General features: G+C 61.3%; 17 protein-coding genes, 1 tRNA gene and 3 pseudogenes. 17 read left to right on the top strand and 4 right to left on the bottom strand.

The genetic code is table 11. The features are described from left to right. Nucleotides 1-38 precede the first annotated feature (38 nt). Both ACNJYB_RS31125 and ACNJYB_RS31120 read left to right on the top strand, forming a co-directional pair. Nucleotides 39-395 carry a hypothetical protein gene (locus tag ACNJYB_RS31125; RefSeq protein WP_439370357.1) on the top strand — a complete coding sequence of 119 codons (357 nt, stop codon included), beginning with the start codon at nucleotides 39-41 and terminating at the stop codon, nucleotides 393-395. A gap of 261 nt (nucleotides 396-656) precedes the next feature. Further along, nucleotides 657-733 (top strand) — tRNA-Met (locus ACNJYB_RS31120). 802 nt (nucleotides 734-1,535) lie between these two features. On the opposite strand, the pseudogene ACNJYB_RS31115 reads toward ACNJYB_RS31120, so the two are convergent. Together ACNJYB_RS31115 and ACNJYB_RS31110 are read right to left on the bottom strand one after the other, a co-directional pair. After that, nucleotides 1,536-2,288 (bottom strand): annotated as a pseudogene (locus ACNJYB_RS31115) (ATP-binding protein); the annotation flags it as partial. 21 nt (nucleotides 2,289-2,309) lie between these two features. Continuing rightward, a pseudogene (locus ACNJYB_RS31110) lies at nucleotides 2,310-2,753 on the bottom strand (PAS domain S-box protein); the annotation flags it as partial. A gap of 400 nt (nucleotides 2,754-3,153) precedes the next feature. Between ACNJYB_RS31110 and ACNJYB_RS31105 the strand changes: the two are divergent. The 6 genes from ACNJYB_RS31105 to ACNJYB_RS31080 all read left to right on the top strand — a co-directional run bounded on the left by ACNJYB_RS31105 (nucleotide 3,154) and on the right by ACNJYB_RS31080 (nucleotide 7,901). Continuing rightward, the gene (locus ACNJYB_RS31105; protein WP_439370356.1) at nucleotides 3,154-4,092 is read left to right on the top strand and encodes a helix-turn-helix domain-containing protein; all 939 of its coding nucleotides are present in this window, start codon (nucleotides 3,154-3,156) and stop codon (nucleotides 4,090-4,092) included. 176 nt (nucleotides 4,093-4,268) lie between these two features. Next, nucleotides 4,269-4,922 (top strand): Crp/Fnr family transcriptional regulator, encoded by a 654-nt coding sequence (locus ACNJYB_RS31100; protein WP_439370355.1) that lies wholly within the window; start codon nucleotides 4,269-4,271, stop codon nucleotides 4,920-4,922. Between the two features lie 671 nt (nucleotides 4,923-5,593). Next, a complete protein-coding gene (locus ACNJYB_RS31095; protein WP_439370354.1) occupies nucleotides 5,594-7,105 on the top strand; it encodes a methyl-accepting chemotaxis protein in 1,512 nt (503 codons plus the stop codon). Between the two features lie 123 nt (nucleotides 7,106-7,228). Continuing rightward, nucleotides 7,229-7,396, top strand: coding sequence for a protoglobin domain-containing protein (locus tag ACNJYB_RS31090; protein ID WP_439375688.1), 168 nt, complete (start codon nucleotides 7,229-7,231; stop codon nucleotides 7,394-7,396). Continuing rightward, nucleotides 7,362-7,481, top strand: coding sequence for a protoglobin domain-containing protein (locus tag ACNJYB_RS31085; protein WP_439375687.1), 120 nt, complete (start codon nucleotides 7,362-7,364; stop codon nucleotides 7,479-7,481). The genes ACNJYB_RS31090 and ACNJYB_RS31085 overlap by 35 nt, the downstream gene beginning before the upstream one ends. 75 nt (nucleotides 7,482-7,556) lie before the next feature. After that, nucleotides 7,557-7,901: a hypothetical protein gene (locus ACNJYB_RS31080; RefSeq protein ID WP_439370353.1), complete on the top strand. Its 345-nt coding sequence runs from the start codon at nucleotides 7,557-7,559 to the stop codon at nucleotides 7,899-7,901. Nucleotides 7,902-7,965: 64 nt separating this feature from the next. On the opposite strand, the gene ACNJYB_RS31075 is transcribed toward ACNJYB_RS31080, so the two are convergent. Further along, nucleotides 7,966-8,880 (bottom strand): LysR family transcriptional regulator, encoded by a 915-nt coding sequence (locus ACNJYB_RS31075; protein ID WP_439370352.1) that lies wholly within the window; start codon nucleotides 8,878-8,880, stop codon nucleotides 7,966-7,968. A 66-nt stretch (nucleotides 8,881-8,946) separates the two neighbouring features. Here ACNJYB_RS31075 and ACNJYB_RS31070 point away from each other — a divergent pair, with 66 nt between their 5' ends. The 3 genes and pseudogenes from ACNJYB_RS31070 (at nucleotide 8,947) to ACNJYB_RS31060 (ending at nucleotide 10,760) form a co-directional block, all read left to right on the top strand. Next, entirely contained in the window at nucleotides 8,947-9,339 is a 393-nt protein-coding gene (locus ACNJYB_RS31070; protein ID WP_439375686.1) for a CidA/LrgA family protein, read from the top strand. A gap of 4 nt (nucleotides 9,340-9,343) precedes the next feature. Further along, a pseudogene (locus tag ACNJYB_RS31065) lies at nucleotides 9,344-10,062 on the top strand (LrgB family protein). Between the two features lie 242 nt (nucleotides 10,063-10,304). Further along, nucleotides 10,305-10,760, top strand: a complete 456-nt coding sequence (locus ACNJYB_RS31060; protein WP_439370351.1) for an ATP-binding protein — start codon at nucleotides 10,305-10,307, stop codon at nucleotides 10,758-10,760. A gap of 85 nt (nucleotides 10,761-10,845) precedes the next feature. Here ACNJYB_RS31060 and ACNJYB_RS31055 read toward each other — a convergent pair whose 3' ends face one another. Beyond that, complete coding sequence (locus ACNJYB_RS31055; RefSeq protein ID WP_439370350.1) at nucleotides 10,846-11,739, bottom strand: LysR substrate-binding domain-containing protein; 894 nt, start codon at nucleotides 11,737-11,739, stop codon at nucleotides 10,846-10,848. A 130-nt stretch (nucleotides 11,740-11,869) separates the two neighbouring features. Here ACNJYB_RS31055 and ACNJYB_RS31050 point away from each other — a divergent pair, with 130 nt between their 5' ends. The 6 genes from ACNJYB_RS31050 (at nucleotide 11,870) to ACNJYB_RS31025 (ending at nucleotide 23,387) form a co-directional block, all read left to right on the top strand. Further along, nucleotides 11,870-12,502 (top strand): FMN-dependent NADH-azoreductase, encoded by a 633-nt coding sequence (locus ACNJYB_RS31050; protein ID WP_439370349.1) that lies wholly within the window; start codon nucleotides 11,870-11,872, stop codon nucleotides 12,500-12,502. Nucleotides 12,503-12,720: 218 nt separating this feature from the next. Continuing rightward, nucleotides 12,721-12,930, top strand: coding sequence for a hypothetical protein (locus tag ACNJYB_RS31045; protein WP_439370348.1), 210 nt, complete (start codon nucleotides 12,721-12,723; stop codon nucleotides 12,928-12,930). A gap of 38 nt (nucleotides 12,931-12,968) precedes the next feature. After that, complete coding sequence (locus tag ACNJYB_RS31040) at nucleotides 12,969-13,328, top strand: hypothetical protein (RefSeq protein WP_439370347.1); 360 nt, start codon at nucleotides 12,969-12,971, stop codon at nucleotides 13,326-13,328. 286 nt (nucleotides 13,329-13,614) lie between these two features. After that, a complete protein-coding gene (locus ACNJYB_RS31035) occupies nucleotides 13,615-19,917 on the top strand; it encodes an AAA family ATPase (protein ID WP_439370346.1) in 6,303 nt (2,100 codons plus the stop codon). A gap of 124 nt (nucleotides 19,918-20,041) precedes the next feature. Continuing rightward, entirely contained in the window at nucleotides 20,042-22,354 is a 2,313-nt protein-coding gene (locus ACNJYB_RS31030; protein WP_439370345.1) for a PAS domain S-box protein, read from the top strand. A gap of 19 nt (nucleotides 22,355-22,373) precedes the next feature. Further along, entirely contained in the window at nucleotides 22,374-23,387 is a 1,014-nt protein-coding gene (locus ACNJYB_RS31025) for a substrate-binding domain-containing protein (protein WP_439370344.1), read from the top strand. Nucleotides 23,388-23,421 lie beyond the last annotated feature (34 nt).

Genomic DNA, 23,421 nt, shown 5'->3' with positions numbered 1-23,421 from the left:
TGCGGGAACACGCGCCAAGGCCGGCGCGTTTTCCTCCCATGCGCACCACATCAAACATCATTCTGGCAAGCCTGCTGATCGCCGCCTCCGGCGGTGCGATCGCGCAGGCCCCGCCCGCCCCTGCGACGCCGCCGCAAGCGACAGCGCCGCCATCCCCGCAACATGCGGCCAACTGCACGCCGCAGGACCGCCCGAACCGCTCACCCGATGGCACCACCACCGGCCAGTCCCGGGAACCGCTCGGCGACAGGCTGGCCAAATCCGAAGGCGTGCTCTGCCCGCCCGCCGGCGTCGACCCCGACATGCACGCCCCGGCCCCCGACACCGGCAGCAACACCCCGGTCATCCCGCCCCCCGGCAGCCCCGGCGGCGACCCGAATGTGAGGCCGAAATAGCTTGTCCCGCCGAAGCCCTGCCGTAGGCGGACTCCGATCTCCCTTCGATTCCCCGCGCGCGGAGAAGCCGGAATCCGCACAAAGGCGCGGACTCCGGGCGAGGGGACTCTCCGCAAAAACGGACGAGCCCCGCCCTAAACGGGCGATTTAGCCAGTGAAATCACCCCTCAATCGCTGCCACTTTGCTTGACTTCCCGCCGCCCCCTTCCTTATATGCCGCGCGTTCGCGAGATCGGCCGTTCCGCCGTTCGCGATCCCTGTGGCGGGGTAGCTCAGCTGGTTAGAGCACGGGAATCATAATCCTGGGGTCGGGGGTTCGAGTCCCTCCCCCGCTACCAACGTTCCCGGTAAATCCATGAAATTCCTCGACTTGCCTAATCGCTGTTGCGCACGAGGGAATGTATCAATGATACAGGCGCGCGAGCCTCTCAGCAATGGCCACAAGGGCCGATCGGAAGTCCTAACACTCGATCCGTGATCGAACGTCAGATGGTCTCAGCGGCAATGCGAGAGGAGTGAGGCCGGGCAAGGAAATCGTTCCCGCGCCAGCTGCGCTCTCATGGCCCTCGGTGATCGCCGCTGCGAACGGAAAGGCCGCCGCCCGAAGCTCGAGCCGCCGCAGGTCACCAAGCTCGGTCACCTCGTCCTGGAGACACCCGACTTCAACCGCAGCGTACGCTGGTACATGGACACGTTGGGTTTCCTTCCGTCCGACGTCATGTGTCTCGCCGACGGCCAGATCTTCGACTATTTGCGCGACCCCTGCGGCCAGAAAACACGAGCCCTACGCCGATGGCGATCTGTTCGACGCGGCGCAGCCGGCGGGCTATCACTTGATGGACCGCGGCGGTCTCTATCAATGGGGACCGGATCTTCCGGGCGACTTCATCGACGCCCGCATCACGCCAGCACGAATGTGGCGGGTGCTCAAGCTCGCGATCAAGGACAAGGCGCGGGTGAGCTGCTGGTTGCGCTCGAGAACAGCATGGCGAGCCCTGGGCGGCAATGGCAGCGCTGAATCCAACCCGGCCCATCCCTCCCAAGGCCAGGTGCGAGATCTTGCGATACTCGGAGAATCGAGGCCGAATCTCTTGCGAATCCCGGCCTGCCGCGAACGACCTATGAGGCTGTCGGCCTTGCTGTGCTTCGCGGGAGACAGATCCTGACGGTTGTACCGTGACCTTCCTCGCTATGAATTGTGATGTGCCCGCCCGACTGCTTGACGAAGCCAAACACCATGCTCAACCCGAGGCCGGTCCCCTTGCCGACCTCCTTGGTGGTGAAGAACGGATCGAAGACTCGTTCCAGAAGATGAGCAGCTATGCCGACCCCGGTGTCGCGAACGGCGATCATGAGATACTCGCCGGCCACCACATCACCATGCGCGCCAACGTCTCGCTGGTCGAGCGAGATATTGTGCGTCTCAAACATCAGCTTGCCACCATTCGGCATGGCGTCGCGCGCGTTGAACGCGAGGTTCAATAGTGCCGTCGTGAGCTGATCGGCATCGGCGCGCACGATCCAGGCCTCCTCCGCCAGTCTCATGCTGATGATGATTCGCTCACCAAGGGTGGGACCAATGAGCTTTCCTGCCTCCCGCACCAGCGCATTGGCATCGATGTCCCGCGGCTGGAGCGGCTGCTTGCGGGCGAAGGCAAGAAGATGCTTCGTCAGCCCGGCGCCCCGTTCCGCGGCTTCATCGATCAGCCTCGTGATCGCCAGCAGATCGGGCCGATCCGCGACGGCCCGTGCGAGAACGTCGATGGTGCCGGTGATCACAGTCAAGATGTTGTTGAAGTCGTGCGCCACGCCGCCGGTCAGCTGACCGAGCGCCTCCATCTTCTGCGCCTGCTGCAGCTGAGCTTCCATCGCCTTGCGCTCGGTGACATCTCTGATCGCGGCCACGACCGAGGTCGTGCCGGCGAATTCGATCGGGCTGATGCTGATCTCGGCCGGGAATTCCGTTGCGTCCTTGCGGCGCCCGCACAGAGCAACCCCAGCGCCCATCATTCGCGTCCGCGGACTGGCAAAGAACCGGTCGACGTTCTCCAGGTGACTGATCCAGAACCGATCCGGAATCAGGACATTGAGCGGCTTTCCCAGCAGTTCTGCAGATGCATAGCCGAAGACGTCGAACACACGTTCGCTTGCGAACTCGATGGAAGCCGCCTTGTTGACCACGATCACGGCGTCTGGGCTGGCGATCACGGCACTGCGGAATTTGGCCTCGCTCAGTCGCAGATCGGCTTCCGCGCGGCTTCGAAGCTCGAGCTCCTCGTTCAGCACCTGTAATATCCGATCGACTGTCTCTTCTCTGACCCCGTGCTTGAAAGCCGCCCTGAGCTCATCCCAGATCATTCGATACCCTGTCGCATGCCAGCGTCGTCGAAACTGCCTGCTTGCAAACCGACGAGTCCAAGCCAGGCAGCCGAAGATACGGATATCGAGCAGTTTGATCGAGATCGGGCCGACATGGAACGAATAGCCGCTCGCGCTCGCCACTTGAGAACAGCGAACTGCTTAACCTGCATCAAATTCGCAGCGTAACCACGTACCTCTCTGGATTTTTTTTGGGGTCGCCCCTATTCCGTTCTCCCGCCGACGCGACGGCGCGTACCGCGCATTTGCGCGATTGCCATTCAATCAGCCGTAATCGAAAATGATGTGTAGTCTCGATCGATGCCCGCAGCGGATTGCTGAGGTTGCACCGGTCAGTGAAGCGGTCTCCCGGTTGAACGGACCTGTCGGCGAAAGTGCAATGAGCATGAGGAGCTTTTACAATCAGGAGCGGTTGCGACCGGCCGCGTCGCCCCCGATAAACCCCGAGCAGGTGCCGCTCTACGCCCCAGGTGAAATTCTTGCTGAGTCCGACAATGGGGATCCGCGGCGGCGCGTGGTCTTTCGGGAGTTTCGCTACGGGCCCTTGCTCGTTGAGGGACCTGCGATCGATAGCCTTCTCATCGTCATCTATCGCCATGGGCAGTCTCGCATGCGCCGGCGTTGCGAAGCCGGTTGGCAAGGTGCGCTGGTTCGCCCGCGGACGATTTCGATCCTCGGCGCGGGAACGCCTTCGCGTTGGGAATGGGATCAGCCGATCGAGGTGTCGCACCTCTACCTTTCGAGCGGGCTTCTCAGCGAGACATGCGCCCGCGCGTTCGAACGGGATTACCGGCGACTGATCGCGAAGGATGCTCTCGAGGTCGATGACGGCAAGCTACTCGCGCTTGCGGACATGATGATTGATGAACTGCGAGCCCCGTCAACTGGTGGTACGCTGCTCATCGACACGCTTGCGCAAGCGATGTCAGTTCGCTTGCTCCGGGACTATCATCACGATCGCAGAGAAGAAACGAAGCCGGCCTGGCAACTGACCGCGGCCCAGAAACGGCGGGCGCTCGGTTTCATCGAAACGCACCTGTCTCGGGACTTCGAGCTGGAGCAGCTTGCACGTGAGGCGGGCATCAGCGAGTACCATTTCATTCGTTGTTTCAAGGCGTCGTTCGGCCTCAGCCCTTACCAGTTCGTTATCAGAAAGCGCCTCGATCGCGCGGTCGAAATGATCCGCGAATCGCCTTTGCCACTCTCGGAAGTCGCCGTTGCCTGCGGCTTCAGCGACCAATCGCATATGACCCGCGCCTTCAAGCGGATCTTGGGAATTACGCCAGGAGTGGTTCGTTCGTCGGTCAAATCGCAATAATCGTCACAACGCTCGCAATATCGTTCTATTGGTCCCGGCTCGTCCCTAGCAATCTAGCACGATCCTTCATCCGCCGGCGGAAACCGCGGGCGCAGTGTGGCCTGTTTTCTCTTAGCATGAACGCCGATCTCTGCGTCACTTGCCCGAACAGAGGTCAAGGTTTCTGCGGTGCTGCAATGGCCCTCGAAAGTGGCGTTGCTCGCGGGAATTTAGGCAAACACTTCAAGGTGGCGCGAAAAGGCCAAATCGTCTCGCTCGCAAAGCCGCGCGTGGACGAAGTCATCGTGGTCTGCGAAGGGTGGGCCTTCGAATATCTGCCGTTGAGTAGGGGGCGCCGGCAAATCCTGGCTTTTCTTTCAGCGGGAGACATGCTGTTTCCGGGTGACATCCTCGGCCAGCAAGGCGAGTCCTCCGCGCGCGCCTTGACCGACGTTCAATTCGGCATCTTTTCCATGGCCGCGATCAAGGATCGCATCGTCCGGGAGCCTCAACTCGCGATCGTGATCTCCGAATTGCTGGGCGAGCGGCTTCGCGAAGCCAATCGGCTTCTGACCGCGATTGCGCAGAAGTCGGCCGAGGAGCGCGTCGCCTGGTTCTTGCTGCATTCCACTTCTCGGCTGCGAAAGTGGAGTCCTGATCGAAGCGAACGCTATTCGTTCCCATTCTTGCAGCAGCATATCGCGGACACCGTCGGGCTGACGCCGGTGCACGTCAGCCGCACCATCGCGACTTTCCGGGCGCGCGGCTGGCTGCGACTGGAAGCGGGGTTCCTGGAGATATCGCACCGCCGGGAATTGGAGCAAATCTGCCAATACCAGGCGATCAGTTAATTCGGGGCGAGGAGGAAGGCCGCAATTAACATCGATCAACTGCGGCAGAAGTCTCCTTAATCAAATGGCGTGAGGGTGAACCGGTCGATTAATTACGCCACGAGGGCTGGGGCGTTCGGGAAATCGGGGGCAAATGAACGTCATTCACCTATCGAGCAGGCAACCTGCAAATGAGCGCGCCGGGCATCTCCGCAGAAGGAGGGACTGCGGACGGGACAGTCTTCAGACTGGCAGTCGCAGCGAAGGCGTCGTCTGCGCTCGCCGCTGCGTCTCGGGCAGTGTTGGCAACTGCAAGGCTGATTCAGGACGTCTCGAAGCAGCCGGAGTCCGTCGATAGGGCGGTTCTTGCCCAGACCCTGCACCGACTGGATCAGCAGCTCGAGGCATTGAACTGCCTCCATGAGCGGATCAGGACCCTCTGAAGAGATGAGCCGCTCTCTGGGTTCACGTGTGATCCAGCCTCTTCGGAGCTCCAGCTGCGCATACCGTCTCGCACCGCCGTTTCCAGGAGAAAAATGTGCTGAAAATTGCTCGAAGCATCAACACCCGAATTCTGCTTCTTCCGGTGCTCGCCGTGATAGCGCTCGTCGTGGCGGGCTGGCGAAATCACCCGCTATGAGCGTGGGGCGCGCGCTCGCTCGGTCACGGAAGCAGCGGCCAAGATCGTTGAGATGTACGAGAGCAAGGCGGCAAGAGGTGAGATGAGCGAGCAGGCAGCGCAGACCGCTGCAAAGGATGCCATCCGTGCCATGCGCTACGACGGGCGCGAATACGTCGCTGCCATGCAGGCGGACGGCCTCTCGATTGCCAATGGCATGTTTCGAGAGATGGAAGGCAGGCAAATGGCCGATGTTAAAGATATTAATGGCGTCGCATTCGTCCGCGAAATGATCGCCGCCGCCCAGCGGGGTGGTGGCTTTGTCTACTATGTCTGGCCGACGGCACCGAACACGCCTCCGATAGATAAAGTCGCCTACAACAAGCTGACTGCTGGGTGGCACTGGGTCGTCACTTCGGGCGTGTATCTGGACGCCGTCGAGGCCGCCATTTGGTCGAGCACGCAACGCATCGGCGGAATTGTCGCTGCGTTGGCTCTCGTTTCGTTCTGCCTAGCCCTCTGGATTGGCCGCCGCACAACCCGGCCGATCCTGAAGCTCGCCGAGGCCACCCACCGGCTCTCGGATGGCGACCTCTCCGTCGACGTGCCCGGCACAAGTCAGCAGGACGAGGTCGGCACGCTTGCACAAGCCATTGCGGTTTTGAAGCAGCGCTCTGCGGAGGCAGTGCGGCTCGCCGGCGAGCAGAACCAGCTCAAGGAAGCCGCTGCACGCGACCGTCAGCTGGCCATGCGAAAGCTTGCCGACGGCTTTGAAGCATCGATCAAGGCGGTCGCGGACGGGATAGCCTCGGCGGCCACCGGCATGGAAGCCTCTGCCAACTCCATGGCGATCGCAGCGAAGACCACGAGCAAAGCGACGAGCGCAGCGGCAGTCGCCGCCGACCAGACCAGCTCCAATGTAGGAATGGTCGCTGCGGCGACGGAGGAGTTGTCCTCGTCGATACAGGAGATTTCGCGCCAGGTCGCTCATTCGTCCCAGATTGCCGCGGGGGCAGTCGCAGAGGCGGCTCGGGCGAATACAACCATGGCCAATCTCGCCAACTCCGCCAAGCGGGTCAGCGATATCGTTGAGCTCATCACCGGCATCGCCGCTCAAACCAACCTCCTTGCGCTCAACGCTACCATCGAGGCGGCACGTGCGGGGGAAGCCGGGCGGGGCTTCGCTGTTGTCGCTTCGGAGGTCAAATCCCTGGCGACACAGACCGCGAAAGCGACGGACGAAATCCAGTCGATGGTGGCCGAAATCGAAGCGATGACCGGAAGCGCAGTCAGCACCATCGAGGGGATCGGCGGCACCGTAGCCCGCATGAACGAAATCACAGCGACCGTCGCCGCAGCTGTCGAAGAGCAGGGCTCAGCGACGCAAGAAATCGCAGGTAATATCCAGCATGCCGCGGCTGGCTCGCGCGAAGTTTCCGGAAATGTATCTTCGGCGCAAAAAGCTGCAGCCGAAACAGGGGCGATCTCGGATAGCGTCCTGACCTCGGCGAATCAGCTCTCTGCGGAAGCCGAACGGCTGAAGTCGGAAGTAGCAAACTTCCTTTCAGGTGTACGCGCCGCTTGACGCCGAGTACAGATGGAGCTTTTGCAATATGAGCCTTGAGACTGGTCGATTGGAGCTTCGCGACGTCACGGAGGAGCGGGAGACGCGGTTGCGCTTTATGCGCATCGATTCCCAGACATTTGAATTGCTGCGCGAGTTCTGGAGCACAATCTGCCGGCGATCCTCGACCGGTTCTATGAGCACGCCGCCGCCACGCCGCAGCTCGCGAGGATGATCGGAAACGATATTCCTCGTTTGAAGGGAGCCCAGGGCGCTCATTGGGGCCCGTCTGTTCAGTGGACGGTTCGATGAAGAACATATTCGCGGTGTCCGCAACATCGGACTGGCCCATAACAAAATCGGCCTGGAGCCTCGGTGGTATATCGGGGGGGTATAATTTGGTGCTTGGGGAGCTTACCTGTCTTGCCGTCAGAAATATCGCTGGAGTCCTTCGCGCCTCGCCAAGGTTCTCGTGGCCATCAACTCGGCCGTGATGTTGGATATAGACGTTGCCATTTCCGTGTACCAGGAGGCTTTGCCGGCGGAGCAGCGAAGACGCGAGGAGATGAACAGCGCGATCGAGAGCTTCAGGAATCGTGTCGACCGGTCGCTTGCGACTGTGAGCCACTCGGCGGCTTCTCTTCAAGGCGCAGCCAATATGCTTGCGGCGAATGCGGAGCAGGCGACAAGTCAGTCGACGGCTGTAGCGGCGGCATCAGAGAAGGCCTTCGTGACTTCAAGCGATCTATCGAAAGAGGCGACGATGCTTCAGTCGGACGTCGAGCGGTTCTTCGCCCAGATCTCGGCAACGGGATAGGATTAAGTCGCCGATCGCCGCAGGCCGAAGCTGCGAGCGCGGATGCCGCAGAAAGGTGACTTCTTCAACCGACATTCAGGCGATTTTGGTTGCTTCCGCTCCGAGTGCCGCGCTTCGCGACAAGCTCCAGCCAAGCTTTCGCGGCATGGGATAAGAATGCACCGCGACGCCAGATCATGGCGATGTGCCAGTTGGTATGCGGCTCCGATAGCAGGATGCGCTTGACCAAGGCATTCTTGCGCTGTTCCGCGATCATTCTCGGCATGAAGCCGATCCCGAGATTCGCCGCCGCGAGCTCGATGATGAAATCGATCTGGCTGCTACGGGCAACGATGGCGGGTTCGAAGCCGTGCCGCCGGCACGCATCAATGATGATGCGGTTCAGTGCAAACCCGCTCTCGTAGAGAATGAACGGCAGGTTGCGCAGCGCAGGAAGGTCGAGCGAGCGACGGTTTGCAAACTGGTGACTGGCTGACATGAGGACGCTCAGCGGCTCGTTCCGGACATCCTGCCAATCGAACTCATCAGATACGGGGAGAAGCGACGCGGCGAGCTCGATCTCGCCGGAGCGGACGAGCTCCTCCAGGCGGTCGCTGCCGTGCTCGACGAAGCGAATGTCGATGCCTGGATAGCGCTTGCGATAGACGGCAAACAGGGGCGCGAACAACGTACTGCTGCCGATCGGCGGAAGCCCGAGGCGGAGCGTGCCGCGTTTCAGCCCCTGCAAGGCGCCGAGCTCGGCGATGAGATCATCGCGTTCCGCCAGCAGCCTGAGTGCCCGCTCGTACACGATATGGCCGGCCGCGGTCGGCTGGCTGCGATGGCCGATGCGGTCGAGCAGGGGCACGCCGATCTCGTCCTCGAGCTGTTTGACTGCCTTGCTCACGGTTGATTGCGTGGCAAACACCGTCTTGGCGGCCTGGGTAAAGCCGCCCTGGCGCACGACCTCGACAAAGGTACGAAGGTTTTTCAGCTCCATGACATTCCATAGCAGAATAGAAACAAGTCGAACAATTCATTTTTCACATGATCCGAGCGGGCCTACATTGGCGGCAATGAAGGAGCCGTCGATCGCCTGCGGCGTTTTCTTCACCGCAATGGTCCGCTCCAGCTGGTGCTCGTCCTGGCGTTCTGGCTCGCCGGGCAGGTCCTGGTCATGCTGACGCGCATTCCAGTTCCCGGCGGCGTCGTCGGCATGCTGGTCGTGCTCCTGCTTCTTGCAACGAAGCATCTCAGCATCCTCAGCGTTCGGCGAGGCGCCGAATGGCTGATCAGAGACATGGTCCTGTTCTTCGTGCCGGCCGCTCTTGCCGTGCTCGACCATCGCGAGCTCATGGGAATCGTCGGCCTCAAGGTATTTGCTGTTATTGTGTGCAGCACTCTTGTTGTGATGTGCGTGACCGGGCTCACTGTTGACCTCAGCTGTCGAAGGCCGTGAAGTGATGAGCTCGCTCATGACGATCTGGAAAGATCCCGCGACCAGTGCAGTGTTCTGGTCATCGCTGACCGTCGCTGCGTATGTCGGCGTCAAGGCCGTGTACCGGCGCTGGCCCCGTTGGTGGCTGGCACCACTTGCCGTCACACCGCTCGTGCTGATCCTCGCAGCCATCTTACTCCGGACCGGCTATCATGAGTATATCCGCCAAACGCACTGGCTGGTTGCTCTGCTCGGACCAGCAACCGTGGCCTTCGCAGTTCCTATTTATGAGCAGCGGCAACTGGTCAGGCGTCATTGGCGCGTTCTTGCTCTTGGCATGCTGGCGGGGACGGCAACTTCCATGGTGTCGTCGTGGGCCTTGGCCGCATTGCTGGGCTTGAATGGTGACCTTCGCCTCAGTCTGTTGCCGCGCTCGATCAGTACACCCTTTGCCATGACGATCTCCGGGGAGATCGGCGGCACGCCAGACCTGACGGCTGTATTCGTCGTCGTGACCGGGATCGTCGGCGCAATCGTTGGCGAACTGTTGCTGAGCTGGTTTCCCGGATACTCGGCCTTGGCCGCGGCGCGCTGCTCGGGGTCGGGGCGCATGGGGCGGGTACCGCGAAGGCGAATGAGTTCGGCCGGCAGGAAGGCTCTGTCGCAGGCTTGGTGATGGTCCTGGTTGGGCTTTTCAACGTTCTGCTCGCGCCAATCGTTGCTGCGTGTCTCAGGACAGGTTGAGGGGGACGCGCTGCGAGCTAAGCCAACGCTTAGCAAACAGTATCTCGGTGCAATGGAGATTCACGTTCACAACGACGAAGGTCAGTTCCGCACGACAGTCGCAGCGAGTGTGATGATCCATGAGGTCGGAGCCAACTGCGACGGACCGCTGCGCTCCGATCGTGGGCCTGCACCACTTCCGTTTGCCCGCAACTCGTGGCGACACGGGCCGTGACGTTTTTTACAAACCTGGACGCGAGCTTATGACACGCAACAACGGACTGATCGATGCCACGGAGTATTTGCGCAGCGTCGGCGCTGAGGCCGAACGTCTTGAACTGACGGCCATAGAAGTACACGCGGCCACCCCTGGCAACAGCCTCCTGCTCCAATCCGACCGCTGCTGGCAATTGGAGCTGATCGTCAACGAGCTTCTGGCAAGCGCGGCTGCACGGTTCGCCGGAAGGAGTGGAAAGATCGAGATAGAGCTGTCGCACGAGGCCGACCTGGTTCATTGCACGGTCACCGACAACGCCTCGGAATCGGTGAGGACGGTGCGAGGCTTGGACGTTGCTCGCGAGTTGGCCAAGGGCGTGTGCGGCCGAATTGGACATTGGTTCGATGATGAAACGACGTCCCTGGTGCTCACCATCCCGCTCACCGAACGCGAGCGCCTGGCAAACCAACCGAACAGGCTGCCTAGCGCACCCGCCGCGTAAGCTTCCGGGGAGCTCGTTAGCCTGCTCGCCGAAATTGAATGGTTGAGCAGACTTATTTGATTGCTACGAGTCGGGAGATCGCAAGTCAGGCCGCCATCTCAGCCGCGAGGAAATCAATAAACGTGCGGACGGCCGGCAGCAGGCCGCGCCGGGACGGGAAAACCGCGTGAATGACGGCCCGCGGCGGCGACCAGGCGGGGAGTAGCACCTCCAGCTTTCCGTCTGCGATGTCCTGCGCCAGAAAGTAGTCCGGCAATTGCACGATGCCGGCGCCGCCAAGCGCTGCCTGCCGGAGCGTCGTCATGTCATCGGTCGTCAATCGCGGCTTGTGGGCTATCGCTTGCGTCGTGCCGTCGGGCCCGGTCAATTGCCATAGGTGCTCGGCGGCGCCGAGGTTGAAGCTCAAGCTCTCGAAACGCGTGAGGTCGGCAGGCGCCTGCGGGCGCCCCAGCCTTTGGAGGAGCGCTGGGCTGCCTGTGAGGAGCTGGGCGCTCTCTCCCAATATCTTCATGACCAAGTCCGAACTCTCCAGCGGCGGCAGCCGGGCACGGAGCGCCACGTCGAAGCGCTCGTTGATGACATCCACGCGGCGGTTAGTGACTTCGTAATCGATACGAACACGCGGATATTTCGTCGCGAACTGCGCCACCAGAGGTCCAACGGTCGTCAGACTGAGCATGACCGGGCAGCTCACCCGGATAAGCCCCTGGGGCTCGGCCTGCACGCGTTCGACCATCTCCTGCGCCGCATCTGCCTCCTCCACCATTGCGAGACAATGCCGATGGTACGCCTGGCCGATGTCGGTGACGCTGAAGCGTCGGGTTGAACGGTGAAGCAAACGGATCCCGAGCCTCTGCTCGAGCAGCGATATGCGTCGGCTCAGGGTCGATTTGGGCATGCCGAGCACCCGGCTCGCCGGTGCAAAGCCGCCGTGCTCGACCACCTTGGCGAACAGATACAGGTCATTGAGATCGTGCAAGCTGGCACTCATCGTTCCATTAATGGAACGATAAGTGCCATGCCAAGGCTCTAATGGCAACGTCGTTCGACCGCTATGTCTCATCCGACAGCGAGGCTGCCCTTTTTACATCTGAGCGGAGACACGACTCATGACGACGCTTCTGCACATCGACTCGAGCGCCCTTGGCGAATTTTCGACCTCCCGCAAGCTGACGGCCGCGATCGTAGGAGCCTGGCGAAACGCGGAGCCCAAACTCCGCGTCAACTACCGGGATCTGGCCGCCGCTCCGCCAGCACACCTGACCGGCCGCGTGGCGATGGCCATGCGCTCCCGCGACATGACCGGGCTGACGAATGAAGAGCGCGCCGAGGTGGCGCTTTCGGAACAACTGGTCGATGAATTTCTCGCAGCCGATGGATTGGTCATCGGGGCCCCCATGTACAATTTCAGCCTTCCGACACCGCTCAAGGCGTGGATTGATCGAATCGCTCAGGCCGGGCGCACGTTCAAATACACCGAGCTCGGCGCTGTCGGACTAGCCGGGGGCAAGCGCGTGATCATTGCCTCCTCCCGTGGTGGCAAGTACGCAGGCACGCCTCTGGAGGCAGCTCTCGATCACCAGGAAGCTTATCTGTGCAGAGTGTTTGGTTTCGTCGGCATCACCGACCAGACCATCATTCGTGCCGAAGGGATCAATATGGGGCCGGATGCCGCGCGAGCAGCGATCAACGAGGCGCAAAAGCAGATCGAGAAGCTCTTCATTCATTCGAGGGCAGCATGACCCCATTGCCCCTGCATCGGGCGGAGCACGCGGATTGACGCCGGGGAGGGCAGAGAGGAGTGAGGTGAACCGAAGGTGTAAGCCTTCGTATCACCCGGCGACGCCTTCGGACATGCGACGTAGACCCGCGCTCAATTGAGACTCTGCGGACGGCCATCCTAGACTGGAGTTCATGATCCGAGGGCGGCAGCTTCCCGGGCAACGGAGAGTATCCGACAATGATCAAGATCATCGCCGTGTTGTGCAGCCTTTCCTCGCCGACGAACTGCCACGAGCAGATCGTCACGACCTCGGAATTTGCCGACATCTCGATGCAGGCCTGCCTGATGGGCGCACCGCAGCTCGCTGACTGGATGAAGCAACATCCCGCAGAACGCCTCGCCGCCTGGCGCTGTGTCATGGGCAAGCAGGTTGAAAGGGGAGCCTAGCTTAGGCGGACCTCGCAGAAGGAAGTTGGAGGGAGATCATGAAACAGCTCGCGATAGCGGCAGTTTTGGGCTGCGCTTGCTTCGTTTCGGCCACGGCAGCAGATGCCAGAAGCTCTTACGACGGTTCCTGGAATCTGACGTTTTTCACTCAGCGCGGGGTTTGCGACGCGACCTATAACTTTTCGGTCAACATAGCCGGGGGCATCATTACCCATCCCAACCTGGTGAAGTTCAGAGGCTATGTCGGAAGAACCGGCGGGGTTCGCGCGTCGGTCACCGTGCACGAGAAATACGCGTCGGGCTCCGGCCGGTTGAAGGGGAACACCGGCCAGGGAACGTGGAGCGGCCACTCGGGCGCGGATCGTTGCTCCGGATACTGGACGGCGCAGCGAGGCTAGTACTCGGTGTCGCCGGAGAGTCTATAGCGCAACTCGCTGCGCAACAGGCAGAGGCGCGTGGGCTACGATGGCGCCGCAGGGCGCGCCTTTGACCGCGGATGTGCCTTGAACGCGAGACTTGTCTCATCGAAAGGGCAGCTAAGAGAGCCCTGACGCTGGTAATAAGATACAGCTCGCCCTTGATGGACCGTTTCGGAGCCGACTGGTCGCGCCTCAGTACTTTGGCTTAGATTGCACCGCTTTTTGCGGGGCGGCATAATCCAACGTTGGCGAGGGAGCCCGGCGCTTGAACCCCCGTTTTGCGCACGACGCTGGTGAAATAACGGATCTCCAGGTCCTGTGCGAGGATTCGGATCAAGCCCTTTATCGTGGTCGGCGTCTTCTCGAAGAGGGCGGCGTCGGCTCCGTTTTGATGGTCCTGCCGGCGGCGAAGGAGCCTCAGCCCGCTGTCGTCAACCGCCTCGCGCACGAGTATGCCCTTAAGGATGAGCTCGATACGGCGTGGGCCGTGCGGCCGCTCGATCTTGTCCGGAAGGACGGTCGAATCCTGCTCCTCCTCGAAGACCCCGGCGGTGAGCCGCTCGAGCGTCTCATTGGCGAACCAATGGAGGTGCGCACATTCCTTGACATTGCGATCGATGCTGCAGCGGCCCTGTCCAGCGCACATTCACGCGGGCTCGTGCACAAGGACATCAAGCCCGCAAACATCTTCGTGAACTGCGGAATTCAACAGGTGCGGTTGTCAGGTTTCGGACTCGCATCGAAGCTGGTCCGGGAGCGGCGCACGCCAGAGCCGCCGGAAGTCATCGCCGGCACACTTGCCTACATGGCGCCCGAGCAGACTGGGCGAATGAACAGGTCGATCGATTCTCGGGCCGACCTTTATGCGCTCGGCATGACGTTCTACCGCATGTTGACGGGCGCGCTTCCGTTCAGTGCGACCGAGCCGATGGAGTGGATTCATTGTCACATCGCGCGCGAGCCGGTTGCCCCGGCCGCGAAGAGAACAAGTATTCCGGCTCCGATTTCGGATATCGTGATGAAGCTCCTCGCAAAGACGGCCGAGGACCGTTACCAGACCGCTGCGGGCCTCGAGCATGATCTGAGGCGCTGCCTGAGCCAGTGGAGCGAGCGGAGCGGTATCGACGCCTTTTCCCTCGGCGAACGGGATGCGCCCGATCGGCTGCTGATTCCGGAACGGCTCTACGGACGTGAGCGCGAAGTCGAGAGCTTGCTTGCGGCGTTCGAGCGCGTCGTCGCGGGCGGGGGGCCGGAGTTGGTTCTCGTCGCGGGGCAGGGCGGCGTCGGCAAGTCTGCGGTTGTTTCTGAGCTGCACCGCGCCCTGGTGCCGCACCGCGGGCTTTATGCGTTCGGCAAGTTCGAGCAACTCAAGCACGACATCCCCTATGCCAGCGTGGCGCAGGCGCTCGAAGGCCTGATCAGGCCCTTGTTGGGGCAAAGCGAAGCTGAGCTGGCATCCTGGCGCGAGAGGCTGGCTGCGGCACTTGGCCAGAACGGCGCGCTCATGACCGCGCTTGTTCCCGAACTCGCGCTTCTGATCGGGCCACAGCAGCCAGCGCCGGAGCTGCCGCCGCACGACGCGTCCCTCCGGTTCAAATCCGTGTTGAGCCGGCTGATTGCGGTGTTTGCGCAGGCGGAGCATCCGTTGGCGCTGTTCTTCGACGATCTGCAATGGCTCGATGCGGCCACGCTTGACGTGATCGATCATCTTCTTGTCGAGCCGGACCTGAATAACCTCCTCCTGATCGGAGCATATCGCGACGACGAAGTTACGCCTGCGCACCCTCTCATGCGCCGGCTTCGGGCGATCCAGGACTCCGAAGCGCGGTTGCGGAAAATCGCTTTGAAGCCGCTCGGCCTGGAGGACGTGAACCTGATGCTGGCCGAGTCACTACGCTCGCGGCGCACGCGCTCGCTGGCCCGGCTGGTCCATGAAAAGACTGCCGGCAATCCCTTTTTCACGATCCAGTTCGTGACCGCGCTCGCTGACGAAGGGCTGCTCGCTTTCGACAGGGCCTCGATGTCCTGGTCCTGGGATCTGAAGCAGATCCGCGCCAGGGACTACACCGACAACGTGGTGGATTTCATCCTCGGTAAGCTGCGCCTCCTCCCCGAGGCAACCCGCGCCGTCCTGCAGCGTCTGGCTTGTCTCGGCAACGGCGCGACCGCCGTGGCGCTGGGGCTGGTACAGGAGGACACGGAAGAATCCCTGCACGCGAGCCTCTGGCCGGCGGTGCGGGCGCGTCTCATATCGCGGCAACAAGGCGCCTATCGTTTTCTGCATGACCGGGTGCGGGAGGCTGCCTACGCGCTCATCCCAGAAAACGAGCGCGCGGCAATTCACCTTGGCATCGGCCGGCGGCTCGCTGCGCAAAGCTTGGCTACGGTCGAGGAGACTGTCTTCGAGATCGTCGGACAACTCAATCGCGGAAGTGCACTCATCAGTGCAAGGGGAGAGCGTAAACGTCTCGCCGAGCTTAATCTGCTTGCCGGCAGGCGCGCCCAGGGCTCCGCCGCCTACTCCTCGGCCCTGAACTATTTCGCTGCCGGCTCGGCATTGCTTCCGGATGGGGCCCAGGAAGAGCATGATGATCTCGCCTTTGCGATCGAGCTCCATCGCGCCGAGTGCGAATTTCTCACCGGCGCACTCGCCGAGGCGGAGGCACGCCTCTTCAAGCTCACCAACCTTGCGGTCACTCCTGCAGATTCGGCACGTGTGACGCGGCTGCGGGTCGATCTGTTCATGACCCTCGGACGAAGCGATCGTGCCGTTGAAATCGGTTTGGACTGCCTGCGACGCTTCGGCATTGCTCTCCCGGCGCGCCCAAACACGGAGGATCTTGCGGAGGAATATGCCCAGCTTTGGCGGGAGCTTGGACATCGGCCGATCGAAGCCTTGCTGGAGCTGCCGCCAATGGCTGATCCGGTTATTCGTGCTGCGGTTGACGTCCTCACCTCCCTCGTGACACCGGCTCTGTTCACCGACGAGAAGCTGCGCGGTCTCGTCATCGGCCGAATGGGAAACCTCAGCCTCAAGCACGGCAACAGCGATGGCGCGAGCTATGTCTATACGGCCGTCGGCAACGTCCTCAGCCTCTCATTCGGCGACTATGAGCGAGGATATCGATTCGGTCAGCTGGGGCTAGATCTCGCGGCGAGGCCGGGGAATGAGCGATTGCGGGCGCGTGTCTACCTGGCGTTCAGCAATCTCGCCAAGCCGTCACCGCGTCACTTTCCGACAGGCGGGCCCATCGCCCGAGAGGTCTTCAAGGTTGCGCAGCAAACTGGCGATCTCACCTACGCTGCGTTCAGCCACAACAATCTTCTCACTCAACTCATCGCCGGCGGAGCGAATCTCGCGGACGTGCAACGGGAGGGCGAGGCCGGACGCGATTTCGCTCGTAGGGCCGGCTTCGGTCTGGTCGAAGCACTCATTGACATCCAGCTTCGGTTCGTCCGCTCGCTCCGTGGCCTCACGTTGGCACTTGGCTACTTCAATGAGGAAGAGTTTGACGAGCAACTGTTCGAGCAGGAGTTGGAAGCAGCGCCTGGTCGCGGGATTGCCGCCTGCATGTACTGGATCCGCAAGTCGCAAGCGCGCTTCTTCGCCGGTGACTTTGAGGGGGCGATCTCTGCGGCGGGCAGGGCGGAGCGGCTGCTGTGGTTGACACCGGCGATTCTCGAGCGAGCAGACTACCACCTCTACGCGGCATTGGCGTTGGCGCGTGTGTACTCGACGGAGGCAGCCGTCGGCAGCACACAGCGTCGAGAGGCCCTGGCGCGTCATGAGCGACAGTTTCAGGTGTGGGCCGATCATTGCCCGGAGAATTTTGCAGCGCGTGCTGCCTTGGTGAGCGCCGAGATCGCGCGTCTCGATGGCTCCGCGCTCGATGCCGAGCGCCACTTTGAAAGCGCCATACATGCGGCTCGTTCCAATGGCCTCGTTCATGATGAAGCTTTGGCGAGCGAATTGGCCGCTCGCTTCTTCGCGGAACGCGGCTTGGGCGACATTGCACAAATGTATTTGCGCAAGGCCCACTCCTGCTACCTGCGGTGGGGTGCCGCTGGCAAGGCCCAGGCGCTCGAAGCATTGGATCCTCAGCTCATCGAGGACGACCGGAAGATGAGGTCGACCGACACGATCGGCGCACCGGTAGAACAGCTCGACGTCGCGACGATTTTGAAAGTGTCGCGGGCCGTCTCGGGCGAAATCAACCTGGAAAGGTTGGTCGAAACGCTGTTGCGAACGTCTCTGGAACAGGGCGGCGCGGTGCGCGGTCTGCTCATCCTTTCGGAGCAGGATGGACCAAAGATCAAGGCATCAGCCAGCATTTTGGGTGACTCGATAGTCGTCGAAATGTGTGACGAAGCGGCAAGTGCGTCGAAATTGCCGTTGGCGGTTCTTCATCGTGTTCTGCGAAGTTCGGAGGTCATCGTTCTGGATGATGCCGCAACTGAAATATCGCTTTCATCAGACTCTTACATCAGAGAGCAAGGGTCGCGATCCGTATTGTGCGTGCCGCTGCTGAACAGGGCGGTCGTCACAGGCGTCCTGTATCTGGAGAACAATCTGGCTCCGAGGGCATTTTCGCCGCGGCATACTGCCGTTCTCAGACTGCTGGCGTCGCAGGCCGCGATCACGCTGGAAAATGCACTTCTGTATCGAAACCTCGAGCAACGAGAGGCGAAAATCAGACGCCTGGTCGATGCCAATATTATCGGCATCTTTACCTGGCGAATTCCATCAGCCGGTGCGCGGGACGATCAGGGTTGGCTGGTGGAGGTCAATGATGCCTTCCTCGATATGCTCGGATATGACCGCGCCGATTTCGCGGCCGGTCGCATGCCGCGAGCGCGGTTGACGCCGCCGGAGTGGCAGGAGAGGGATCTGCAAACGTTGGCGGAGCTGCGCCAATCCGGCGTCTCGCGGCCATTCGAGAAGGAATATTTGCGCAAGGACGGGACCCGACTCCCAGTCTTGATAGGCGGAGCCTGCTTCGATGAGACAAGAACAGAAGGCGTGGCTTTTGTCCTCGATCTGACCGAGCGCAAGAGGAAGGAGCGTGAGCTCCGCGCAAGCGAAGAGCGATTCCGGACCCTCGTTCAATTCTCCTTTGACGTGTACTGGGAAAGCGATGCGCAGCATCGGTTTGTCAGGCAAGAGTTTGCAGACGGCCTGTCAGATGCGCCGGCGCAGGGCTCGGAAATTGGCAAGACGCGTTGGGAGGTGCCATATCTCGAACCGGGCCCGGACGCCTGGCGTCAGCACCGGGAGATGCTCGACGCTCACTTGCCGTTCCGTGATTTCGAGCTCGCAAGACCCGCGCCTGACGGTAGCAAGCGTTACGTGTCGGTATCCGGGTTGCCGATATTTGACGAGGCGGGACGCTTCATCGGCTACCGCGGTGTGGGCAGGCACATCACCGAACGAAAGCAAGCAGAAGCGGCGCTTCGGCGCAGTGAGGCGTATCTCGGCGAAGCGCAGAAGCTGAGCGCGACTGGCGCGTATGCCTTCAATGCCGAACAGTCATTGTACTGGTCGGAAGGGCTGTTCAAGATATGGGAATTTGACCCGGCCAAGGGTATTCCGAGCCGCAAGGTGTGGTGGCGGCGGGTCCACCCGGATGATCGCAAGAGGGTCAAGGACGGCCTTCAGGAGGCTTTGCGCCTCAGGCGGGACTACTCGATCGAGTACAGAATCGTCCTTCCAGATGGGAATACGAGACACCTTCGAGTGATTGGCCATCCTTCATATTCCGCTGCCGGGGAGTTCCTCGAGGTCGTCGGCACCGTGATTGACGTGACGGAACGAAAGCGCGCGGAAGCGGAACGAGAGCGTCTACGGGAGCTGGAAGCGGATCTCGCCCATCTCAATCGCCTGAGCGTAATGGGAGAATTGACGGCTTCACTGGCTCACGAAATACTTCATCCGATCGCCACGGCCCGCAACAATGCGCGCGCCGGCATGCGATTCCTCGAAATGTCGCCACCGGACCTGATCGAGGTGAATGAAGCGCTTGCATGCGTGGTGAGAGATGCCGATCGCGCAAAGGACATTGTTGGGCGCATACGAGAACAGGTCAAGAAATCGCCCCCGACGAACGAATTGTTCGACCTGAACCAGGCTATCGACGACGTCATCGTCATGGTCCGCCATGCCATCGACAGAAACAGGGTCTCAGTCCGCACAAGCCTCGACAAGCACTTGGCTTTCGTTCGCGGCGATCGCGTGCAGCTACAGCAGGTCGTCCTCAACCTGATCGTGAACGCCATAGAGGCGATGGGGGCGGTCGAGGAGGGACGGCGCGAGCTGCTAATCAGCAGCGAGTCAGCCGACACCAAGGACGTGCGTGTCGCTGTGCAAGATTCCGGGCCGGGCATCAAGCCAGAGCAAATCGATCTGATCTTCAGGCCCTTCCACACCACGAAGGCGAGTGGAATGGGAATGGGCTTGTCGATCTGCCAATCGATCATTGCAGCCCATGGAGGCCGTTTATGGGCGGAGGCCGATCAACCATCAGGCGCAACATTCCGTTTCACCCTGCCGCCCGGCTTGGAGAATCGATGAAGGAATATGCGGCCAGCAGTCTTGATCGAGCCCCCCAGGCACCTAAGGGGCGCAATTGCACATCATTGAATGGGGCGGAGAACGGGCGCCTTACTCGAACTGTTGGCATTGCGGAGGCGCTGTGGTGAACCTCATCCAGAACCTTCTTCGAGTTAGCCCAGAAGCGGACGAGAGACGCTTGTTGCAGGCCGCCGCCCAGTTGGTGCTGGGCTTCACAGGGCTGGCTATCGTCACCTTCGTCTGCTTTCAGCTGAGCGTCGGCGTGGTGAGGACCGGCTTTGCCTTCGTCATCTTGATATCTTTGGTGTCGTTGCTGGGCAGCTTCACCGTCTCGTGCTTTCTCTCGATTGCCGCCGTGGCCTGCCTCGACTACTTCTTTGCGCCGCCATTGTTTCAATTCGGCAATTACGTGCAGGACGATGTTGAGCGGATCGTAGCGTTCCTGACGACTTCACTGGTGGTGACTGCACTCACGGCGAAGTTGAAGCGAGCGGCCAGCGCGCTGCGCGAAAACCGGACAAGGTGGGAGAAGGCAGAGCGGATGGCGCATTTTGGCTGGTGGGAGCGCGACTTTACCAGCAAGCATGTGTCGCTATCGGACGAAGTTTCGCGGATTTTTGGGATGCGGCCGGTCGACTTGCCGGATTGGCATCGGCGATGGCTGGATTTGATCCATCCGGACGACCGGGCGAAGGCGGCTGAGGCTGCCATCGCGGCGCTAAACCCTGGCGGGCCGCAATACGATGTGGAGTACCGGGTCGTGCGCGCTGACGGTACGGTACGTATGGTCCGTAGCCAGGGTGACGTCACCTGGGACCGTTCGGGTAAGCCGCTGCGGCAGTTCGGCGTGCTGCACGACATCACCGAGCTGAGACAGACGGAGCGGGACCTTCGCGTCAGCGAGGCGCGCTTCCGTACCTTCGTCGATCAGGCAACGGATGCGTTCTTCCTGCTCGACGACCGGTCGATTGTTCTCGATGTCAATCAGCAGGCCTGCGACGCCCTGGGCTACGGCAGGGCAGAGCTGATTGGCAAGCATCGACGAGACTTCGATGCCGGCCTCGACGATGCGGCGATCTCCGAGCTCAAGAAAAACCTCGCAAGGGGTGCACCCGTTACCTTCGAAACGGTTCATCGACGCAAGGACGGCAGCACTTTCCCCGTGGAGGTTCGCGTCGGCCAATTCGAGCAGGGTGGACGCCGCTTCATGTGCGTTGTGCGCGACATCACCGAACGGAAGCGGACGGAAGAGGCGCTCAAACGCAGCGCGGCGTACCTTGCCGAAGCACAGCGGCTGAGCCATACGGGCACATCAGTGTTCAACGCGCACGGCAGCCTCTACTGGTCCGAAGAATGTTACCGGATCTGGGAGCTCGACGTGCGGTGTGGGCTGCCGGACGGCAGAAGGGTTCTGGAACGTGTGCACCCGGAGGACCGCGATCGGGTACGCGAGCAGATCCGAAAAGACTTGCGGCAAAAGCGGGAGCGGGCGCTCGAGTTCAGAATCGTCGGGCGCGACGGCGCGATCAAGTTCATCGAAACAAACTCTTATCCGTTATTCTCGGCGCAAGGTGACATCATTGAGGTCGTCGCGACCCACGTCGACGTGACCGAACGTAGGCGGGCCCAGGAGCAAGTCGAAAAGTTGCAACAACTGGAATCGGACCTGGCTCACATGCAGCGGCTCGGCATCATGGGGGAATTGACGGCCTCATTGGCTCACGAAATTCTGCATCCTATCGCGACGGCTCGCAACAACGCCCGGGCCGGCATGCGCCTTCTGGATGCCGACCCGAGGAACATCGGCGAGGTCAGGGAGGCGCTGGCCTGCGTCGTAAGAGATGCCGATCACGCCCGGGACATCGTCGGCCGTATCCGCGATCACATCAGGAAGTCACATCCACGCAAGGAGACGTTTGATTTCAATGAGGCCGTAAGCGAGGTGATCGCGATGGTCCGGAACACTATTGAGCGAAACTCGGTTCTGGCCCGAACTTCCCTCATGGAGGAAAAGGCGATCGTCTGCGGCGATCGCGTTCAGCTCCAGCAGGTCACGCTGAACTTGATTCTGAACGCCGTGGAGGCGATGGCGTCGGTCACAGAGGGAGTCCGTGAGCTCGTCGTCAGCACCGAACCAGGCGAGGCGGGCGGCACGCTCGTCTGCGTGCGGGATTGGGGACCAGGCATCCAACCAGACGAGATGGAGCGGGTTTTCGAGCCCTTTTATACGACCAAGATCAGCGGAATAGGTATCGGCCTGTCGATCTGCCGCTCGATTGTCGATGCTCATGGCGGCCGGCTATGGGCGGAGGCGTGCTTTCGGGGCGCCGCGTTCAAGTTCACCTTGCCCCCAGCCTCTGAAAGCTCGGCAGCTCGAGGGGTGGGCGAAGTTCACGTTGAAGTTTTGGCCGCACGTACAGCAGATTCGCAGGTTTGACCGAGGGGAGATGAATAGTATGAAAATTCGTTCAAGCTATCGTGCTGGCGGATTGTCCGCCCTCTTGATCGTAGTCGGTACAAGCGTGCTGGTAGGGGCGACGGTCTCTGCGCAGGCCGAAACACGCGACAAATGGTGCAAGGGCGTGCATCTCCGCTTCTTTGTCGGCGGGGCGGAAGGCGATTCCTTCGGCACCATCGTTTACAACGGCGCCAAGCAGGCCGAGCGAGACCTGGGGCCAAGTGTCGATTATATTTTCTCCGGCTGGGACGTGGAGAAGATGACCCAGCAGTTGCGTGAAGCGATTGCGGTCAAGCCCGACGGCATTGCCATGATGGGCCACCCTGGTGATGCGGCGCTCATGCCGCTGGCCGAGGAGGCCGCGGGCGCGGGCATCAAGATGATGTACCAGAATGTGCCTGTGCCCAAGGTCATCGCCAGGTTTGGCGGAGGCTACATCGGCGCTCAGGTGGCGCAGCTTGGCCGCGCACTCGGAGCAGAAGTGGTGAAGCGTGCCGGTCTGAAGGCTGGCGACGTTGCCTTCATGCAAGGGCCCTTCGAGAACGAGAATCGCGGTGCGCGCGAGCGGGGTACTGTCGCGGCGATGGAGGAGGCGGGCGTCCAAGTCATCAAGATCAACTCGCAGCCGGGATGGGCGGCGGATCCAAATCTTGCCCTGCCCGTAATCACGGCTGCCCTGGCCAAGTACCCGGAAGTCAAGGCGGTCGGCTATGGTGGTGGCCAGATGCTCGGAAACGTGCCGGCCTTCATGCAGGCAGCGGGCAAGAAGCCCGGCGAAATTTTCAACTTTGGGGTGGACACGAGTCCGCAGGTCGTCGAAGGATTCAAAGGCGGCTGGATCCAGCTCGCTGCCGACCAGCAGCCGTTCATGCAAGGCTATCTGCCTATCCTCAGTCTCTGTCAGCAAGCTGTCTATCGGTTTACACCGATCAGCGTGGACACCGGCGCGGGATTTGTGACACCCGACAATTATGGAGAGATCGCGAAGCTCGCCGCCGGAGGTGTGCGATAGTCAAGTTCCGCTTCGCGTTGCGCGTGCGGAATGG

The sequence above is a fragment of the Bradyrhizobium sp. SMVTL-02 genome (assembly GCF_051853005.1).
Classification (GTDB): domain Bacteria; phylum Pseudomonadota; class Alphaproteobacteria; order Rhizobiales; family Xanthobacteraceae; genus Bradyrhizobium.
Note: the sequence above shows the minus strand (reverse complement) of the source record. Positions and strands in the feature narration are given on the sequence as shown.

What these genes read in the sequence shown, in the direction of transcription:
- ACNJYB_RS31125 (WP_439370357.1), top strand. Translation starts at nt 39, where the DNA reads ATGCGCACCACATCAAACATCATTCTGGCAAGCCTGCTGATCGCCGCC.
- ACNJYB_RS31105 (WP_439370356.1), top strand. Translation starts at nt 3,154, where the DNA reads ATGAGCATGAGGAGCTTTTACAATCAGGAGCGGTTGCGACCGGCCGCG.
- ACNJYB_RS31100 (WP_439370355.1), top strand. Translation starts at nt 4,269, where the DNA reads ATGGCCCTCGAAAGTGGCGTTGCTCGCGGGAATTTAGGCAAACACTTC.
- ACNJYB_RS31095 (WP_439370354.1), top strand. Translation starts at nt 5,594, where the DNA reads ATGTACGAGAGCAAGGCGGCAAGAGGTGAGATGAGCGAGCAGGCAGCG.
- ACNJYB_RS31075 (WP_439370352.1), bottom strand. Translation starts at nt 8,880, where the DNA reads ATGGAGCTGAAAAACCTTCGTACCTTTGTCGAGGTCGTGCGCCAGGGC.
- ACNJYB_RS31060 (WP_439370351.1), top strand. Translation starts at nt 10,305, where the DNA reads ATGACACGCAACAACGGACTGATCGATGCCACGGAGTATTTGCGCAGC.
- ACNJYB_RS31050 (WP_439370349.1), top strand. Translation starts at nt 11,870, where the DNA reads ATGACGACGCTTCTGCACATCGACTCGAGCGCCCTTGGCGAATTTTCG.
- ACNJYB_RS31045 (WP_439370348.1), top strand. Translation starts at nt 12,721, where the DNA reads ATGATCAAGATCATCGCCGTGTTGTGCAGCCTTTCCTCGCCGACGAAC.
- ACNJYB_RS31040 (WP_439370347.1), top strand. Translation starts at nt 12,969, where the DNA reads ATGAAACAGCTCGCGATAGCGGCAGTTTTGGGCTGCGCTTGCTTCGTT.
- ACNJYB_RS31025 (WP_439370344.1), top strand. Translation starts at nt 22,374, where the DNA reads ATGAAAATTCGTTCAAGCTATCGTGCTGGCGGATTGTCCGCCCTCTTG.